General features: G+C 70.1%; 16 protein-coding genes and 2 tRNA genes. 10 read left to right on the top strand and 8 right to left on the bottom strand.

Annotated features, from left to right (window positions below; all coding sequences use genetic code 11):
• The first annotated feature begins 156 nt into the window (after window positions 1–156).
• Both ACM2XV_RS06440 and ACM2XV_RS06435 read left to right on the top strand, forming a co-directional pair.
• Window positions 157–246, top strand: a tRNA-Ser gene (locus ACM2XV_RS06440).
• A 138-nt stretch (window positions 247–384) separates the two neighbouring features.
• Window positions 385–669, top strand: coding sequence for a hypothetical protein (locus ACM2XV_RS06435; protein ID WP_487026331.1), 285 nt, complete (start codon window positions 385–387; stop codon window positions 667–669).
• 115 nt (window positions 670–784) lie between these two features.
• Here the strand turns inward: ACM2XV_RS06435 and ACM2XV_RS06430 are convergent, their stop codons facing one another.
• The 3 genes from ACM2XV_RS06430 to ACM2XV_RS06420 all read right to left on the bottom strand — a co-directional run bounded on the left by ACM2XV_RS06430 (window position 785) and on the right by ACM2XV_RS06420 (window position 3,169).
• Window positions 785–1,072, bottom strand: coding sequence for a hypothetical protein (locus tag ACM2XV_RS06430; protein WP_344772812.1), 288 nt, complete (start codon window positions 1,070–1,072; stop codon window positions 785–787).
• An 18-nt stretch (window positions 1,073–1,090) separates the two neighbouring features.
• Window positions 1,091–2,827, bottom strand: coding sequence for a sodium:solute symporter family protein (locus ACM2XV_RS06425; RefSeq protein WP_344772810.1), 1,737 nt, complete (start codon window positions 2,825–2,827; stop codon window positions 1,091–1,093).
• 126 nt (window positions 2,828–2,953) lie between these two features.
• Window positions 2,954–3,169: a KTSC domain-containing protein gene (locus ACM2XV_RS06420; protein ID WP_344772808.1), complete on the bottom strand. Its 216-nt coding sequence runs from the start codon at window positions 3,167–3,169 to the stop codon at window positions 2,954–2,956.
• A gap of 56 nt (window positions 3,170–3,225) precedes the next feature.
• Between ACM2XV_RS06420 and ACM2XV_RS06415 the strand changes: the two genes are divergently transcribed.
• From ACM2XV_RS06415 to ACM2XV_RS06405, 3 genes are all read left to right on the top strand, one after another.
• On the top strand, window positions 3,226–3,600 hold the full coding sequence (locus ACM2XV_RS06415) for a hypothetical protein (protein ID WP_487026330.1): 375 nt from the start codon (window positions 3,226–3,228) through the stop codon (window positions 3,598–3,600).
• 97 nt (window positions 3,601–3,697) lie between these two features.
• Window positions 3,698–5,140: an argininosuccinate synthase gene (gene argG, locus ACM2XV_RS06410; RefSeq protein ID WP_487026329.1), complete on the top strand. Its 1,443-nt coding sequence runs from the start codon at window positions 3,698–3,700 to the stop codon at window positions 5,138–5,140.
• A gap of 86 nt (window positions 5,141–5,226) precedes the next feature.
• Window positions 5,227–5,523, top strand: a complete 297-nt coding sequence (locus ACM2XV_RS06405) for a hypothetical protein (RefSeq protein ID WP_344772802.1) — start codon at window positions 5,227–5,229, stop codon at window positions 5,521–5,523.
• A 30-nt stretch (window positions 5,524–5,553) separates the two neighbouring features.
• On the opposite strand, the gene ACM2XV_RS06400 is transcribed toward ACM2XV_RS06405, so the two are convergent.
• From ACM2XV_RS06400 to ACM2XV_RS06385, 4 genes are all read right to left on the bottom strand, one after another.
• A complete protein-coding gene (locus ACM2XV_RS06400; RefSeq protein WP_487026328.1) occupies window positions 5,554–5,907 on the bottom strand; it encodes a DMT family transporter in 354 nt (117 codons plus the stop codon).
• A complete protein-coding gene (locus ACM2XV_RS06395; protein ID WP_487026327.1) occupies window positions 5,904–6,290 on the bottom strand; it encodes a DMT family transporter in 387 nt (128 codons plus the stop codon). The genes ACM2XV_RS06400 and ACM2XV_RS06395 overlap by 4 nt, the downstream gene beginning before the upstream one ends.
• A 79-nt stretch (window positions 6,291–6,369) precedes the next feature.
• Window positions 6,370–7,944 (bottom strand): phospholipase D-like domain-containing protein, encoded by a 1,575-nt coding sequence (locus ACM2XV_RS06390; RefSeq protein WP_487026326.1) that lies wholly within the window; start codon window positions 7,942–7,944, stop codon window positions 6,370–6,372.
• A gap of 49 nt (window positions 7,945–7,993) precedes the next feature.
• On the bottom strand, window positions 7,994–9,037 hold the full coding sequence (locus ACM2XV_RS06385; protein WP_487026325.1) for a ketopantoate reductase family protein: 1,044 nt from the start codon (window positions 9,035–9,037) through the stop codon (window positions 7,994–7,996).
• Window positions 9,038–9,096: 59 nt separating this feature from the next.
• On the opposite strand from ACM2XV_RS06385, the gene ACM2XV_RS06380 reads away from it, so the two are divergent.
• The gene (locus ACM2XV_RS06380) at window positions 9,097–9,999 is read left to right on the top strand and encodes a DNA-formamidopyrimidine glycosylase family protein (RefSeq protein ID WP_487026324.1); all 903 of its coding nucleotides are present in this window, start codon (window positions 9,097–9,099) and stop codon (window positions 9,997–9,999) included.
• Window positions 10,000–10,066: 67 nt separating this feature from the next.
• Window positions 10,067–11,335, top strand: a complete 1,269-nt coding sequence (locus tag ACM2XV_RS06375) for a hypothetical protein (RefSeq protein WP_487026323.1) — start codon at window positions 10,067–10,069, stop codon at window positions 11,333–11,335.
• 10 nt (window positions 11,336–11,345) lie between these two features.
• Here the strand turns inward: ACM2XV_RS06375 and ACM2XV_RS06370 are convergent, their stop codons facing one another.
• Entirely contained in the window at window positions 11,346–12,074 is a 729-nt protein-coding gene (locus tag ACM2XV_RS06370; RefSeq protein WP_487026322.1) for an HAD family hydrolase, read from the bottom strand.
• Between the two features lie 105 nt (window positions 12,075–12,179).
• Between ACM2XV_RS06370 and ACM2XV_RS06365 the strand changes: the two genes are divergently transcribed.
• The 3 genes from ACM2XV_RS06365 to ACM2XV_RS06355 all read left to right on the top strand — a co-directional run.
• Window positions 12,180–12,252 (top strand) — tRNA-Arg (locus tag ACM2XV_RS06365).
• 174 nt (window positions 12,253–12,426) lie between these two features.
• Window positions 12,427–13,557, top strand: coding sequence for a glutamate--cysteine ligase (locus ACM2XV_RS06360; RefSeq protein WP_487026321.1), 1,131 nt, complete (start codon window positions 12,427–12,429; stop codon window positions 13,555–13,557).
• A 12-nt stretch (window positions 13,558–13,569) separates the two neighbouring features.
• Window positions 13,570–14,948: M20/M25/M40 family metallo-hydrolase (locus ACM2XV_RS06355; RefSeq protein ID WP_487026320.1), on the top strand; the 1,379-nt coding region annotated here is incomplete at its 3' end.

The raw sequence follows: 14,948 nt of genomic DNA, 5'->3' as shown, positions 1-14,948 counted from the left end.
CGGACGACGTGACGCTGACCAAGGGCGCGACCGGCCAGACCGCCGACGAGCAGACCTGCACCAAGGGCGTGACGAGCTACCCGGGCGGGTAGTGGCTGGCAGACCCGCCGGGTTGCGCCTGATAAGGTGTAACGGATGCCTGCCCCGGTGGGCATTGGAGACGTCGCATAGTCCGGTCGAGTGCACCACCCTGCTAAGGTGGAGTCCCCTTCTTGGGGACCGAGGGTTCAAATCCCTCCGTCTCCGCACTGTGATCTCCCCGATCTCTGCCCCTCGCGAGACGACTCGCGATGCGGGATTGGCGCCGGAATCCGGCGCTTCGGGTCGTCTCACGCGCGCCGCGCACCCCGCGCGCGCCGCGCGCGCCGCGCGACAATAGAGCGGATGCCTCGCCCTCCCGCTTCTGAGCGACAGCGCATCGGCCGCACGCCGATGACGCTCGACGAGGCTCTGCGCATCGAGGCGCGAGCCGCCGCGGGAGTGCTCGACCTCAGCTCGCCGCACGTCGCCGAGGTCGTCGACGAGGCGCACCGCGTGCACCTGCGGGCCGAGATCTGGGGCGGCAGCGGCGACGAGCGGCAGAGGATGCGCCGACTGGTCGGCATCGGCGCGGCATCCGTCTTGGTCTTCATCGGCGGCCTCGTCGCCTGCCTCGCCTTCACGCAATAGGCGGCTCGCAGCGCACAGGCCATCTCGCCACTGACCGTGCGCGCAGAGGCCCCGCAGCCCGGTCGGAACCGGGGTGCGGGGCCTCTGCGCTGCGCGCGGCGCGCAGCCGCGAGCGCTACAGGTTGCGCTGCGCCTCGGCCTCGCTCTCCTCGAGCGAGTGCGCCGCAGCCTGCTGGTCGATCGGCTTCGCGATCGTCCACCACACGAACAGCGCGGCGACGATCAGCATGCCGATGCCGCCCCACAGGTTGATGTTGATGCCGCCGGCCTTGTCGAGCTCAGAGCTCGACGTGAAGGCGGCGCCCCAGATGATGCACACGATGCCGTAGATCGCGAACAGCACCGCGATGATCGTGCGCAGGTCGAAGAGGTAATTCAGCACTTTGTTGTCGTGACGAGGCATCCGAAAGCTCCTAGCGACCTAGACGAACATGAAGAAGATGTAGCAGGCCGCGGCGAGCACGAGCGCGCCGATGCCCAGGACCCAGACGTTGCGATACCAGACCTCGCCGACCGCCGAGACGCCCTCGGCCGTCGCGGCCTCGGTCGCGTCGACGACGCCGGTGACGAGCCCGACGAGCTCCTTATCGCTCTTCGGCGTCTGGAACAGCGACACGACGATGCCCACGATGAGCGCGAGCACCAGCGCGACACCGCCACCCAGGTAGCTCGAGCCCTGGCTCGAGATCGGGATGACGCCGGCCTGGTTGAGCACGAAGATCACGATCGCGCCCGCGGTGCCGGTCGCGAGACCGGCCCACCCCGCGTGACCGGTCGCGCGCTTCCACAGCAGGCCGAGGATGAAGACGGCGAACAGCGGCACGTTGAAGAACGAGAACAGGGTCTGGATGTAGTCCATGATGTTCCCGAAGTTGCCCGCGATGAACGCCGTGCCGATCGCGATCAAGGTGCCGATCACGGTGACCCAGCGGCCGACGTTCAGGTAGTGCCTGTCGGACTTGCCCGGGCGCAGCCAGCCCTGCCACAGGTCGTAGGTGAAGACCGTGTTGAGCGACGACACGTTGGCCGCCATGCCCGCCATGAACGACGCGAGCAGCCCCGCGAGCGCGACGCCGAGGAAGCCGTTCGGCAGCAGCTGCTGCATGAGCAGCGGCACGACGTCGTTGTAGTTGACATTCGAGGTGCCGCCCTCGTTCAGCTTCTGGATGCCGGGCACCGTCACGGCCGCGACGATGCCGGGGATGATGATCACGAGCGCGATGAGCGTCTTGGGGAACGCGGCGATGAGCGGCGTGCGGCGGGCGGCCGACATGTCCTTGGCGCTGAAGGCGCGCTGCACCTCGGTGAAGTTGGTGGTCCAGTAGCCGAACGAGGTCACGAAGCCGAGGCCGAGCACGACGCCGATGACGCTCCAGAACGAGTTGTGGATGCCGGTCAGCTCATGCGCCGGGAAGGCCTGCAGCATGTCGTGCCCGTGCGGCTGCTGGAACAGCTTCGCCTTGAGGCCCGACCAGCCGCCGGCCTTGTGCAGGCCGACGAGGGTGATCGGCACCATGGCGGCAACGATCACGAAGAACTGCAGCACCTCGTTGTAGATCGAGGCCGACAGACCACCGATCAGCGTGTAGATGAGCACGACGAGGCCGGCGATGACGATGGCGAGCCAGAGCGGCCAGCCGAGCAGCGCGTTCACGACGATCGCCATCGCATACAGGTTGACGCCCGCGAGCAGAACGGATGCCACGGCGAAGAGCACCGCCTGGAAGCGCTGCGTCGCCGGGTTGTATCTGCGGCGCAGGAACTCGGGCACCGAGCGCACCTTCGAGCCGTAGAAGAACGGCATCATGAACAGGCCGAGGAACACCATGGCCGGGATCGCGCCGATCCAGTAGTAGTGCACCGCCTGGATGCCGAACTCGGCGCCGTTCGCGCTCTGGCCGAGGAGCTCGGTCGCGCCGAGATTCGCGGACATGAAGGCGAGGCCCGTGACCCAGGCGGGCAGCGAGCGGCCCGAGAGCAGGAAGTCGAGGCTGCTCGAGACCGAGCGCCGGGCGATGAACCCGATGCCGAGCACGAGTGCGAAATACGTCGCGACGAGGATGTAGTCGATCACCCCCGCATGCAGTCGCAGGGGCGCGTCGGCGAGCACTGGCCCGCTCAAGACGCTGGCAGCTTCGTGGGCTCCGAGAGACGTCATCCATCCTCCTCGTCGAGGAGGTCCTCCTCGACTGGTTAGTTAACGGCAAATAACCCTAGGTCGAGATTTGCGTTGCGGCAAACAACGCCGCCGGGCTTTCGGAGACGGCCTCCGCCTGCTAGGCGGTTATTCGAGCTGGTGGAACTCGTGCGATTTCACGCGCTCGCCGACCTGTGACCAGGGGTGCGGCTGGTTCGCGAGCAGCTCGTCGTAGAGCGCGCGATCGACCTCGAAGTACTCATAGACGGCGCCGGATTCGTAGCGCACGGCGAGTACTCGACGGTCTGCGTCGTACCCGGCCGCGGTGATCGCGTCGGACTCGACCGGGCGCAGTTCGACCATGCCGCCTTCGTACCCCGCATGCCCCCTGATCGAACCCAAAGTCAAGCCCGGGGCGAATGTCGGTCGTCGTGCTCAGGATGGTGTCATGCAGCCAGTGCTGCACGAAGCATCCGCCGATGGAGGAGGAGATCATGACCCCGGCCGCAGTCGCCCACCAGGTTGCCGAGCCCGGCACCGTCGAAGGGGAAACCGTCGAACTCGATGTGATTCCCGTCGACGACCATGGGTGGCGCGTCAGCGTGCACGGTGCCGATCGCGGCAATCCGTTCGCGCTTCTGGGCTTCGTGACGCAGGTGGGCGACGGGTTCGAGGTGTGCGTGATCGGCCGCCCCGGCGACGCGATCGCGGCTCGAACGCTCGACGAGGCGGTCGATGTGCTGCGCCCGGCACCCGACGAGCTCGACGACATCCTGGCGGGGGTGCGGCACTGACCGATCCGGCACTCGCGGCGCGGCGGAACCCTGGCGGGCAGGCATGCGCGCGGGCATCCGTCACTGATCACCCGGGCGCGCCCGTAAAGTTAACGGCGTGTCCAAGGTTCTGAGCTCACTTCCCGTCGGCGAGCGCGTCGGCATCGCGTTCTCCGGGGGTCTCGACACCTCCTGCGCGGTGGCCTGGATGCGCGAGAACGGGGCGATCCCGTGCACCTACACCGCCGACATCGGGCAGTACGACGAGCCTGACATCGCCGCGGTTCCGGGGCGTGCCGGCCAGTACGGCGCCGAGCTCGCGCGCCTGGTCGACGCGAAGTCGGCCCTCGTCGAGGAGGGCCTCGTGGCCCTGCAGTGCGGCGCCTTCCACATCCGCTCGGGCGGCAAGACCTACTTCAACACGACGCCCCTCGGCCGCGCGGTCACGGGCACCCTGCTCGTGCGCGCGATGAAAGAGGACGGCGTCGACATCTGGGGCGACGGCTCGACCTACAAGGGCAACGACATCGAGCGGTTCTACCGCTACGGCCTCATGGCCAACCCCGCCCTGCGCATCTACAAGCCGTGGCTCGACGCGAACTTCGTCAGCCAGCTCGGCGGCCGCACCGAGATGAGCCAGTGGCTCGTCGCGCACGGCTTCCCCTACCGCGACTCGACCGAGAAGGCCTACTCGACCGACGCCAACATCTGGGGGGCGACCCACGAGGCCAAGCGCCTCGAGGACCTCGACGCCGGGCTCGACATCGTCGAGCCGATCATGGGTGTCGCCGCCTGGCGCGACGACGTCGAGGTCGCGACCGAAGAGGTGTCCGTCCGCTTCGAGGCGGGCCGGCCGGTGGCGATCAACGGCACCGAGTACACGGATGCCGTGGCTCTGGTTCTTGAGGCGAACGCCATCGGCGGCCGCCACGGCCTCGGCGTCTCCGACCAGATCGAGAACCGCATCATCGAGGCGAAGTCGCGCGGCATCTACGAGGCGCCCGGCATGGCGCTGCTGCACATCGCCTACGAGCGCCTGCTCAACGCGATCCACAACGAGGACACCGTCGCGAACTATCACAACGAGGGCCGCCGCCTCGGGCGCCTCATGTACGAGGGCCGGTGGCTCGACCCGCAGTCGCTCATGCTGCGCGAGTCGCTGCAGCGCTGGGTCGGCTCGGCCGTCACGGGTGAGGTCACCCTGCGCCTGCGCCGCGGCGACGACTACACGATCCTCGACACGACGGGCCCCGCGCTCAGCTACCACCCCACGAAGCTCTCGATGGAGCGTGTCGGCGACGCCGCATTCGGCCCCGACGACCGCATCGGCCAGCTCACCATGCGCAACCTCGACATCGCCGACTCGCGCTCGCGGCTCGAGCAGTACGCGACGCTCGGCCTGATCGGCGGCGCCACGGCAGACCTCGTGGGTTCGCTCGAGCCGGGCCACGCCGACGAGATCCTCGGCGGCGTCGAGCCGCTCTCGGCGAGCGAGGAGCAGATGGAGCGGGCGACGGATGCCGCGTCCGAAGGCGCCGCGTTCGATACCGGAACCGACTGAGGCTCGCACCGGCCTAGACAGGCGGCCCCGCGAGGGGCAGTGTGAGCGAGGAGTGCCGCACTTCCAACGTCGAAAGGGCAGGGATCATGAGTGACGATTCCGAGATCGAGCAGACCGTCGTGACGGCTGTGATCTCACCGGAGGACATCCTTCAGGAGAGGCCCGAGTCGGTGCCAGAGGGCCACTACCTCGCGCGTCTCGCCAACAGCGGCGTCGGCGGCCCGAGCTATGTCGTGCTGCCGGTGCGCGAGGGCGGCGGTTCGGCCGATCGCATCACGATCAACGGCGGCGAGCACTACGTGCGCACCTTCGTGCAGGCCGACGAGGTCATGTACCGCGCCCGTGGCAACGAGATCGCGAGCTCCTGGCCGTCGAAGGACTGACGCGGGGTCCGGCCGCACCCGCGGCCGGCTCTAGTGAGCGGCCTGCCCGAGCTCGATCAGGAACACCCCGACGATGATGAGCACCGTGCCGGCGACCATGACACGCGTGAATGCCTCTTTGAAGAACACGCGCCCCGCGACCGCTGTGAGGGCGACGCCGGCCGCGGTCCAGATGCCGTAGCTGATGCCGAGCCCGATGCCCATGCGCAGGACCAGCGAGAACAGGGCGAACGACGCCGCATAGCCGACGACGACGCCGAGGTACCAGCGGCGCGAGGGCTCGACCGGCCCGTCAGGGCCGTCGTACGGCGTGCTCGCCATGCGCAGAGAGAGCGTCGCGCCCACCTCGCAGAGGATCGCGAGCGCCAGGACGACCCAGCTCATGATTCGCGCGCCGAGGTGTCGCCCGCTTCGGCGGCTCTGCGATCGTCGCGCTCGTCGTGCCCGCCGTGGCCGCCGCCGAGGTTGATCAGCACGACGCCCCCGATGACGACGACCATGCCGATGACCGTCATGGTCGTGAGCTGCTCGTCGAACAGCACGTCGGCGAGGGCCGCGGTGAGCGCGACCCCGACGGCTCCCCAGATGGCATAGGCAGTGCCGACGGGCATACCCGCGCGCAGCACTCGGCCGAACAACCAGAACGAGAGCAGGTAGCCGACGATGACGGCGGCGTACAGCCAGGGGTGATCGATCGCACCTTCAAGGCTGAGAGAGCCGGCGACTTCGCAGACGATCGTTCCCGCAAGCAGCAGCCACCTCGTCACAGCGCAACGCTATCGCCGCCGGGGCGCGGCGAGTGGGCGGGCGCGTGCGCGGGCTCCGCGCCGCACGCCGGGCATCCACCTAGTCTTCGGCGACCTGGCGCGTCGCCAGATGTTCCCAGTCATGCTCGAAGAGCTGCCCGAAGTAGGCGGCGACCCTCTCGCTCTCGATGATCACGCCTGCATCGCGGTTGCGCAGGGCGCCGGCGCTCGACCAGTTCTGGCTCGAGACGAGCACGGCCCGGCCGTCGACGACGATGCCCTTGTTGTGCACGTTGTTCTGCAGCTTCACGCTGCCCGCCACGTCGAGCCCGAGCGCCTGGAGCTGCTCGAGGTAGCCGGCGGTCTCGTACTCGCTCATGATGATGCGCACGCCCACCCCAGCCCTCTGCCGATCGATGACGGCCTGCACCAGTTCGACGAACGCCCGGTTCGTGGCATCCGTCGTCTTGGGAAGCTCGATGTACTGGAACTGCAGGCAGAGGGTCGCCGTCGCACTCGCGATCAGCCCCTTCACGGCGTCGACGTAGCTGCCGGCATCGGGGGTGAGCACGGGCGTGATCGTCATCTGATCGGTGATCGTCTGCGCCGCGAAGAATCGCGCGAACGGGGGAGTCCGGGCTGCCGGCCGCAGCAGCTGAGGCTGCCGGAACGCGGCGGCGGGCAGATTGTGCTGGGCCGCCACCTCGTAGTCGTTCTCGAGAAAGGCGGCGAACGTCGTGGTGAGCTCGGGGCTGCGCACGACGACATGCCAGTCGCGGTCGCCGGCCCGCGCAGCATCCGCATCGGCCTTCACATTGATCGGGTCGATGTCGGGCTGGTTCGAGTTGTTCCAGTTGCCGCTCGAGACCCAGACGGCCGCCGAATCCCGCGCAGCGACCTTGATGTGGTACGCCGTCTGGAAGACGGTGGCGGTGGCCATCGGGTCCATTCCCGACAGCGCCCACGCCTGCCTCAGCTCGTCGCCGAGCGCCTTCTCGAGCGCCGCGACGGTCTGCTCATCGGTCTGGTCGGCGGTCGGGTTCCTCGACGGGTGATCGAGCGTCATGGTGACCTTCTTGCCCGCGGCGGCCTTCTCGAAGGCGGCGAGCACGTGCGCTGAGGTGAAGTCGTAGAGGCCGATCACGAGCTCGTGCTCGGTCGCAGCGAGGAACGTGCCGAGCTGCGACCACCCTGCGTCGGGCGAGGCGGCGAGCTCGACCGTGAGCTCGCCCGACACGGGCGCGAGCGGCACGCCGGCCGGCGGCGTGTACGGCAGCTGCTGCCTCGTGGCGGCTTCCGCACGCAGATCGGACGATGGGGCGGGGGATGCCTGGCCCAGACGATCCGCGACGACGATCTCACCCTCGAACTCGGGCACCTTCCCCTGGTCGGGCGCGGTGGCGCCGGCAGCCGTGTACGCGGCCGGGTCGAGCAGGGCGGCCCGCTTCCGTGCCGACGCGACCCGCACGTCAACGGGGTGCCCGCCCACCTCCGAGGGCAGGCCGTGGGGTGCTTCCGCGTCGACGGTGACGATGATCGCGGGCGTCGCTGTGACCCAGCCGTCGACGAGCTCGAAGCCGGGCCTCACACTGAGCACTCCGGGCAGTCTGAAGGCGTCGAGGCGGCGCTCGATCAGGGCGGCGAGTCCACGAAGCGCGGCGGAGGAGTCGGTCACGGCGGTGACCATACCCCGCACGGGTGACATCGCGGCGTGCCGCCGCGCATCACTCCCCGACGAGGAGTCGCCGCAGCTCAGCGGCCGTGAGCGAACCCGGCGCGCGGCGTTCCGCGGCGGCCTGGCGGGCGAGGCGCTGCAGCCCCTCGTTGATCGGCGCCGATACGCCCGACGAGCGGGCGATGCGCACGATCTCGCCATTCAGATAGTCGGTCTCGATCGAGCCCGAGCCGCGCGCGAGCGACTGCCACGACGAGCCGCCGAGCGGGCCGTCGACGCCGGGCACGGTGCGCACGTCGAAGATGCCGCCGCGCCAGAGCTCTTCCTCGTCGTCGGTCGGGATGCCTATGCCGGCCGCGGCATATACGGCGAGGCCCTCACGGTGGGCGAGTTCGTACAGCTCGTCGGCGGCCGGGTCGGACGCCTCGCCCGAGGTGCCGACGAGCGCCTGGATCGCGTTCCCGAGGTTGCTCAGCAGCTTCCGGTGCTTCCACCTCAGCACATCGTCGACGAGGTGCACGCGGAAGGACGCGCGCTCCCAGTCCGAGCGGATGATCTCGAGCAGCTCGACCTCGGCGGCCTGGTCGCCCGGCGCCCCGTACCGCCCGATGATGAACAGCCCGCTGACCGGCGCGATGCGCACCGTGAACTCGCCCGGCGCGAGGTGCACGGCGGGCAGCCACACGCAGACCCCGTACACCCGGCGGAAGTAGCGCAGCGCGAGCCGCTCGGCCTCGACGCCGTTGAGCGCCGTCAGCACGGGCAGCAGTTCGCCGGCCGTGCCGACGACTTCGCCCGACGCATCCCGCACCGGCTGGTCGACCCACTCGAGCAGAGCCGCCTGCAACTGGTGGGTCTTGGTGGCGAAGACGAGAACGTCGTCGGTCGTGAGCTCGGCCTCCGCCGCGCTCGTGGCGACCGGCGCGTCGACGCGCACCTCGTCGTCGGGCGAGCGCAGCACGAGGCCCCCGGCCCTGATGGCCGCCGCGTTCTCGCCACGGGCGACGACGAGCGGGGGAATGCTGGTGTGCTGGGCGAGCCGCGCTGCGAGCGTTCCGCCGATGGCGCCGGTGCCGACGATGACATATCTCATCGGTGTCACTCTATGCACCGCGCGGGGTGAACGTCGGCGCACAGTGCTAGAACTGCCGCATGCCTGAACTGCCCGAGGTGCACGCGCTCGCCGCCGATCTCGACGCGCGCCTCAGGGGCCGGGTGGTCCGCCGCCTCGACATCCTCGCGATTTACGCGCTCAAGACCTTCCAGATCTCGCCCGACGCGCTCATGGGCCGCACCATCGCAGGCGTCACCCGTCACGGCAAGTTCCTCGACATCACGATCGGCGGCTCCGGCGACGGCTCCGGCGGCGGCGAGCCGGTCCATCTCGTGCTGCACCTCGCCCGCGCGGGCTGGGTGCGGTGGCGCGACGGCGAGCCCAAGACGAGCGCACGCCCCGGCCGCAGCCCGAAGAACCCGCTCGCCGCCCGCCTCGTGCTCGAGCCGGACGGCGCCGGTCTCGACATCACCGAGGCCGGCACCAAGAAGAGCCTTCAGCTGCACCTCGTGCGCGACCCGAACGACATCGAGCGCGTGCGCACCCTGGGCCCCGAACCGCTCGCCCCTGAGTTCACGAAAGACGTCTTCGCAGGCATCCTCGCGGCTGCGGGCAGATCGCAGATCAAAGGCGTGCTGCGCGACCAGGCGACCATCGCGGGCATCGGCAACGCATACAGCGACGAGATCCTGTGGGCGGCGAAGATGTCGCCGTTCAAGGCCGCCGCGATGACGGATGCCGAGAGCGACCGCCTCTACGACGCCCTGCAGTCCACCCTGCGCGAGGCGATCGCCCGCTCAGAGGGCCTCGCGGCGAGCGAGCTCAAAGCCGAGAAGCACGAGGGGCTGCGCGTGCACGGCCGGGCAGGCGAGGCGTGCCCGGTGTGCGGCGCCACCATCCGCCAGGTGATCTTCCACGACTCGAGCCTGCAGTACTGCCCGGGCTGCCAGACGGGCGGCAAGATCCTCGCCGACCGGGTCCTCTCGCGCCTGCTGAAGTAGCGGAGCGGGCCGGGAAACGGCGCACGCGCACGATCGGCCGACGAACGCGGCGTAGCGTGAAGGGACGATGTCTACCGCCGGTTCAGCGCCCACGTCATCGTTGACGGACCCCGAATCCCGGATCGAGCTGCTCCGGCGCCCGATCGGGCGCCAGGTGCTCGCCGTCGTGGCCCTCTATGCGGTCTCGCGCGTGTTCTCGACGGTGCTGCTCGGCATCGGCATGCTGGTCGTCGTGGCGCACGGCTGGCACCTGCCCTGGCTCACCGAGACGCCGTCGTTCGAGCTGACGCCGCGCGGCTGGTCGCCGCACCTTCCGAGCTTCACCGATATCTCCGCCATGTGGGACAGCGCCCACTACGACTCGATCGCCCGCCACGGCTACCCCAGGGTGCTGCCCCGCTCGGCAGACGGCACGATCGCTCCCAACAGCTGGGCGTTCCTGCCGCTGTACCCGCTGCTCGTCGGCGCGGTGCAGTGGGCGCTCGGCACCGGGTTCGCGGGCACCGGCGTGGTGGTCTCGATCGTCTTCGGCGGCGCCGCGACGGTGATGCTCTATCTCGTGGTGCGCGACCGGGTCGGCCAGCGCAGCGGCTGGTTCGCGGCGACCCTGTTCGCGTTCGGCCCGCTCGCCTTCGTGCTGCAGCTCGCCTATGCCGAGAGTCTGTTCCTCTTCCTGTTCTTCTCGGCGCTCTATCTCATGCAGCGGCGGCGGTACGGCTGGCTGCTCGTTCCCGCCGTGCTCGCCGCGTTCGCGCGCCCCGGCGCCCTGGCGCTCACCCTCGCGCTCGCCATCGTCTTCGTCGTGCGCTGGTGGCGGCGGGCTGTGGATGCCTTCCCCGTGGCCGAGCGCGTGAGACTCGCCATCGCGGTGCTCGTGACCGGCCTCGCCGGCAGCGCGTGGCCGGCGATCGCCTGGGCGGCCACGGGCGTGCGGAACGCGTACACCGCCACCGAGCTGTCGTGGCGCGACGGATTCCTCGGCCACACCGACTTCAAGCCGTTCACCGCCTGGTTCGAGCTCGGCTGGCGCTACCTCGGGGTCGTCGGGGTACTCATCATGGTCGCGGCGGTGGTGCTGCTTGCGCTGTGGGTCGGCAGGCGGGGCATCCGCTCGCTCGGCGTCGAGATCCTCGCGACGTGCGTGTCCTACGCTCTGTACCTGCTCGCCGTGTTCATGCCGCAGCAGAGCGTGTTCCGGGTCGCGATTCCGCTCGCGCCGCTTCTGGGCGACCGCGGCATCGTCGATCGCCCGTGGTTGCGGCGCACGCTGCTCGCCGTCGCGATCGCCGCGCAGCCCGTGTGCGTGGCGGTGCTGTGGTTCTACGCGAACCCGTGAGCCGCGGCGCTCAGACCGCCGCGCGGATCGCCGCGACGAGTTCGGCTTCGCGCCCGACCAGGTCGTCGAACCAGGCGACGGGGGCGAACGCCTCGAGCTCGTCGCGCGGGTGACCGCCCGTGCCCACCGCGATCCAGGGAATGCCGGAGCCGACCGCGCAGGCACCGTCGTTCACGGTGTCACCGACGATGACGGCGCGCGGATGCCGCGCCCGAGCGGCCTTCGCCATCTCGACGCGGTCCGCCCACTCCCGGCCGAAATACGCAGCATCCCAGTCGAAGAGGCTGACGTCGAGCCCCGCCGACTCGAGCTTCATGCGCGAGACAGGGCGGCCGTTGCCGGTCAGCACCGAGTTGACGAGGCCTGCCTCGGCGATAGCGGCGATCGCCTCGGCCGCGCCGGGAATCGCCACGCGCGGCACCTCGAGGAGGTGATCGACGTAGAGCCGGTCGATGGCGGCCTCGAGCGCGGCGAGGTCGTCGGGCACCGGCATCCCCGCATTCTCGAACAGGCGCCCCCACACCATGCGCTCGGTCGCGCCCGCGCCGAAGCCGGGCCGCTCGAGATCGACGCCGAGCACCTCGCGGATCGCGCGCATCTGCATGCGCGAGCCCTCGCCGCGCGTCTCGTGCACGAGCGTGCCGTCGATGTCCCAGAGGACGACGGGCCTGCTCGCCGGCGTGCGCGCGTCGTGGGGGCGATCGGGTGCGGGGTCGGATGCCTGATCGGGGAAGCTCACACGACCAGCTTTTCACCCGGCGGCATCCGGGTCGTCTCGGCGGCCTCACCCGCCCTCGATTTGGGCGGCGCGGTGTGCCCCTGTTATCCTTTTCAGGTTGCGCCCGCGCCTGTAGCTCAATGGATAGAGCATCTGACTACGGATCAGAAGGTTGGGGGTTCGAGTCCCTCCAGGCGCACGTTGTGTTGAGACAGCAACAGTGAGAAGCCCCGGGAAACCGGGGCTTCTCGCGTAGCTGCGCCTAACCGTAGTGCATCGAGAGGTGCCGAAATACGGCGCCCGATTACCGGCTCGGCACCTGATGGCGCAAGGCTCTGCCGGGCCGCCCGGGCACCGTGGCACACTCGGCGAGATGGAGATCCCCTTCGCAGAATCCGCACGTTCGACGGTCGGCCTCGAGTGGGAGCTGATGCTCGCCGACGGCGAGACCGGCGGCCTCGTGCCCGCCGCGCCCGGCATCCTTCAGGTCCTCGACGGCGGCGAGAAGATCACCGCAGAGCTGCTCACGAACACCATCGAGCTGACCAGTGACCCGCGCGAGCGCATCGCCGACGCGATCGACGACATCCGCGGCCGCGTCGACGCCGTGCGGAACCAGGCCGACAAGCACAACGTCCGGCTGCTGTCGTCGGGCAGCCATCCGTTCGCGAAGTGGCAGGACCAGAACATCACCGAGAAGAGCCGCTACCGCACCCTGATCGACCGGGCGCAGTGGTGGGGCCGGAACCTGATGATCTGGGGCATCCACATGCATGTCGGCGTCGACGACGGGCGCAAGGTCATGCCGATCATCGGCCAGCTGACCAAGTTCCTGCCGCACTTCGAGGCGCTGTCGGCGTCGAGCCCGTTCTGGGCGGGCGAACAGACCGGGTATGCCTCGAACCGCGCACTCGTCTTCCAGCAGCTGCCGACGGCAGGCCTCCCGTGGGAGCTTCCCGACTGGGCGGGCTTCGAGGGCTACGTCGACGACCTCATTCGCACGGGGGTCATCAGCGAGGTCACCGAGCTGCGCTGGGACATCCGCCCCGCCCCGCGGTGGGGCACGATCGAGCTGCGCGCCTGCGACTCGGTGAGCAACACCTTCGAGTTCGGCGCGCTCGCGGCGCTCGCGCAGTGCCTCGTCGAGTGGTTCTCGCGCCGTCTCGACGCGGGCGAGGAGTTCGAGCCGCTGCAGCCCTGGTACCACCGCGAGAACAAGTGGCGCGCGGCGCGCTACGGCATGGACGTCGAGGTGATCGTCGACCGCGCGGGCCGCGAGTCGAAGGTGGCCGACCACCTGCGCGAGGTGCTGCCTCAGCTCGAGCCGATCGCCGATGACCTGGGATGCCGCGCAGAGCTCGCCGCCCTGCACACGATCCTCGAGCTCGGCGCCGGCTACCAGCGCCAGCTGTCGGTCGCGCAGCGCCATGACGGCGACCTCACCGCGGTCGTGAAGCACCTGATCGCGGAGTTCGACGCCGAGCGCCCGCTGCCCGTTCGGTAGCGTGGCCGCCTGATGACAGAACAGGTCAACACCAGTACGGCACCGGACGACCTCACCGCGCAGACCGTCGAGCTGCTGCGCGAGCTGATCCGCAACGCATGCGTCGCCGACGGCTCGCCCGACTCGGGAGGCGAGGCGCGCAGCGCGGCGACGCTGCAGCGCTTCTTCGAGGGCAGCGGCGTCGAGACCGAGCTCGTCGAGCCGCACCCCGGCCGCGTCTCACTCGTCGCGACACTGCCCGGCACCGACCCCGACGGGCCGAGCCTGCTGCTGCTCGGCCACACCGATGTCGTGCCGGCCGGCCGGGGCTGGACGCACGACCCCTTCGGTGCCGAGATCGTCGGCGAGGGCGAGGGCGAGAGCGCCGAGATCTGGGGCCGTGGCGCCCTCGACATGCTGCACCTCACGGCCGCCTACGCGGTCGTGCTGCGCGCGCTCGCCAGGAGCGGAAGACGCTTGCGGGGTCGCCTCGTGTTCGCCGGGGTCGCCGACGAGGAATCCGGCGGGTTCTACGGCGCCCAGTGGCTCATCGCGAACCGGCCCGAGCTCGTGAAGGTCGACGCCGTGCTCAGCGAGACGGGCGGCATCCCGCTCGCCGTCGGCGGCGAGGTGCGCGGGGTCACGGTGACCGTGGGCGAGAAGGGCATGTCCGGTCGCCGGCTGCGCGTCCCGGGGCATCCCCGGCACGCCTCGACGCCGTGGGGCGCCGACAACGCGGTGATCACGGCGGCCTCGGCCATCACGCGCATCGCCGAGCAGGCCGCCACCGCGCAGATCGACGACCTGTGGCCGCAGTACGTCGCGGCGCTCGACGTGCCCGACGAGGTGCGCGCCGCGCTCACCGACCCGGAACTCATCGACGCTGCGCTGCCCGAGCTCGGGCCGATCGCGGGGCTCGCGCACGCGGTGACGCACACGACCTACTCGCCCGACATCGTGCGCGGCGGCGACAAGCTCAACGTGGTTCCGCAGAGCGCGCACGTCGACCTCGACATCCGCACCCTGCCCGGCGTGTCGGCGGCCGACGTCGATGAGCATCTGCGCACCGCGCTCGGCCCGCTCGCCGCGCGCGTGAGCATCGAGCCGCTCGGCAGCGAGTCGCCCGCGAGCCGGTCGCCGCTCGAGACCCCGCTCTATGAGGCGCTCTGCGAGGCCGTCGAGGCGGCGTACCCGGCGGCGAAGGCCGTGCCGGTGATCGCCCCGGGCGCGGCCGACAGCCGGTACTTCCGCCGGCTCGGCATCCCCGCCTACGGCTTCGGGATGTTCTCGCCGCGCTGGCGCCACGCCGACTTCCGGCACCTCGTGCACAGCGTCGACGAGCGTGTCGACGTCGCGACCGTCGATCTCGCGGTGCACGCGATCGAGCGCGTCGTGCGGCGCGTGCTCGGGTA

The sequence above is a fragment of the Gryllotalpicola sp. CP2-P1 genome (assembly GCF_057512245.1).
This window is presented reverse-complemented; position numbering and strand designations above follow the sequence as displayed.